This is a genomic window from Pseudomonas emilianonis (genome assembly GCF_023072625.1).
GTDB lineage: Bacteria > Pseudomonadota > Gammaproteobacteria > Pseudomonadales > Pseudomonadaceae > Aquipseudomonas > Aquipseudomonas paraveronii.
Window position 1 is genome coordinate 1 of sequence record NZ_JAKNRV010000533.1, and the last position, 2,602, is coordinate 2,602.

Consider the following 2,602-nt stretch of genomic DNA (forward strand, 5'->3'; position numbering starts at 1 on the left):
CCGGCCAGACCCCCGCGCGTGCCGTCGAGCTGATCCGCGTCGAAACCGCCCGCCGGCAACTGGCGGACAGCAGCGCATCGATCAAACGCATCGCCGTGCAGTGCGGGTTCGGTTGTGAGGAGACCTTGCGGCGCAGCTTCCTACGGGTCTTGTCAGTGACGCCGCAGGCCTATCGCGAGCGCTTTTCGCCAGTGGCCTAGGCGAGTAATTCCAGGAGCGCCGCAAGGGTCGCTTGCGGCGCTTCCTGAGGAATATTGTGGCCCACGCCGGGCAGCACCTGCCGCCGATAGACGCCGCTGAAGTGCTGCGCGTCTTCATCCTCCAGCGGCGGCGGGCCCACGCCATCGTCGGCGCCGCACAGCGAAATCGTCGGCACCGTGATCGTCGGTTGCCGCGCCAGCGCCTGTTCGATGGACGCCAGTGCGGGATCGCCCGGCGCGTACATGAAGCGGTGACGGTAGGAGTGAATCACCACGTCGACAAAGTCCGGGTTATCGAACGATGGCGCGCTTTGGCCGTACAGGCTTGGCCCTGCGGCCCAGGAGGGCGACCACAGTGACCACAGCAATTGGCAAAACGCCCGGCGATTGGCGGTCAACCCATCCACGCCACGCTGGGTGTGGAAGTAGAACTGGTACCACAACCGATGCTCCGTTTCCGGCGGCCTGGGCTCGAGTGACTTGGCAATGTCCTGGATGTTATAGCCATCGCCGCTCACCAACCCGCGCACCCGTTCCGGCCACAGCGCCGCGACAATACACGCAGCACGCCCGCCCCAGTCATAACCCGCGAGGGTAGCCCGCGGGATACTCAGCGCATCCATGAAGTCCAACAGGTCCTTGGCCAACGCCGCCTGTTGCCCGGAGCGCATCACCTGCGCGTTGATAAACCGCGTCGGGCCATAGCCGCGCAGGTACGGCACCAACACCCGGTAACCACGCTCGGCCAGGGCCGGGGCGATGTCGTCGTAGCCGCGAGGGTCGTAGGGGAAGCCATGCAGCAGGATCACCGGCTCACCGCTGACGGGGCCGTGGGCTTCATATGCCACATCGAGCATAGAGGTGCGTATGTGAAGCAGCGGAGGGGCGATGCGCATGGTGGGCTCCTGTCGGCTGGGCGATGACTGCTGATGAAACTAATGCCGATCCGCTAAAGCCACAAGTCTGAGAGCGTCGAGGATCAAGTGTGTCCTGCATTCCGGTTGGCTGACTCACCGCCAGCGTTGGTGTTCAAGGTTGCCACACCGTCTTCTCGCCGCTCAATTTGCGGTCCAGAAACGTCGCCGCGCTGATCAGCGCCAAATGGCTCAACGCCTGAGGCATATTGCCCAAGTGCCGCGCCTGGTTGTCGAACTCTTCGGCGTACAACCCCAGCGGGTTGGCATACCGCAGCAACTGTTCAAACTCCAGATGCGCCTTTTCCACCTGCCCGGCGCGGGCCAGGCATTCGACGTACCAGAACGAGCAGGCGGCAAACGCGCCTTCGGTGCCTGGCAGGCCGTCGATCTGGCTGTCGTCGTTGCGATAGCGATAGACCATGCCGTCGCGCACCAGGCTTTTCTGGATCGCTGCGAGGGTCGAGAGCCAGCGCGGATCGGTGGCGGCGACGAAGCGCACCAGCGGCATGAGCAGCATCGATCCGTCCAGCGCGGTGCTGCCGGTATGCTGCACAAAGTGCCCGCGTTCTTCGTTCCAGAAGTTACCCCAGATATCCGCGTAGATCGCCTGGCGCGTCTGGTCCCAGCGCGCGAACGGCGCCGGCAACGAGCGCTTGGACGCCAGGCGAATCGCACGGTCCAGCGCGACCCAGCACATCAGTCGCGAGTGCAGGAAGTGATGCTGCTCGCCGCGCATTTCCCAGATACCCACGTCTTTGCGGTTCCAGATATCGCAGACCTGATCCGCGAGTTCTACCGTGTGTTTCCAGCCTTCGTGGGAAATGGCTTCGCCGTATTTGTTGACCAGGTAAACCGCGTCCATCAACTCGCCGTAGATGTCCAGTTGAACCTGGTCGAACGCCTCGTTGCCGATACGCACCGGCGTCGCGCCGCCATGCCCGCGCAAGTGCGTCAGTTGGGCTTCCGGCAGTTCCTGGCGGCCGTCGATGCCATACAGGATGTTGATCTTGGCGGGCTGGTCGCAGCAGTCGCTGACCCGGCCTCTGAGCCAGCGCATGTAGTGATTGGCTTCTTCGACAAAACCCAGGCGCATGAAGGCGTAGACGGTGAACGAGGCGTCGCGGATCCAGGTGTAGCGGTAGTCCCAGTTGCGCTCGCCGCCGGGTGATTCCGGCAGGCCGAAGGTGGCGGCGGCGATGATCGCGCCATGTTTGCGCGAGGTCAAAAGTTTCAGGGCCAGGGCCGAGCGGTTGACCATTTCGCGCCAGCGCCCGCGGTAGTTCGATTGCGCGATCCAGCCACGCCAGAATTTCAAGCTATGCGCCAGCGCCAGGTCGGTGCAACTGCTGTCGACGCGCGGGTCGTCTTGCCCGCCGAGGACGAATTCGGCGCCTTCCAGGTAGTCCTTGTGGGCCATGATCTGCGCCGCCGGCTGCTAGGTGGTGGTCACCAGCGTGGCGGCGGATTTGACGGTGTCCTGGGTGT

At 64.0% G+C, this 2,602-nt stretch carries 2 protein-coding genes and 1 pseudogene; 1 reads left to right on the forward strand and 2 read right to left on the reverse strand.

Going from position 1 to position 2,602, the window contains the following annotated elements; genetic code table 11:
• Positions 1 to 200: helix-turn-helix domain-containing protein (locus L9Z73_RS28905; protein WP_247408247.1), on the forward strand; the 200-nt coding region annotated here is incomplete at its 5' end.
• Here L9Z73_RS28905 and L9Z73_RS28910 read toward each other — a convergent pair.
• Both L9Z73_RS28910 and L9Z73_RS28915 read right to left on the reverse strand, forming a co-directional pair.
• Entirely contained in the window at positions 197 to 1,096 is a 900-nt protein-coding gene (locus L9Z73_RS28910) for an alpha/beta fold hydrolase (RefSeq protein ID WP_247408250.1), read from the reverse strand. The genes L9Z73_RS28905 and L9Z73_RS28910 overlap by 4 nt on opposite strands.
• Positions 1,097 to 1,229: 133 nt before the next feature.
• A pseudogene (locus L9Z73_RS28915) lies at positions 1,230 to 2,513 on the reverse strand (glycoside hydrolase family 15 protein); the annotation flags it as partial.
• Positions 2,514 to 2,602 lie beyond the last annotated feature (89 nt).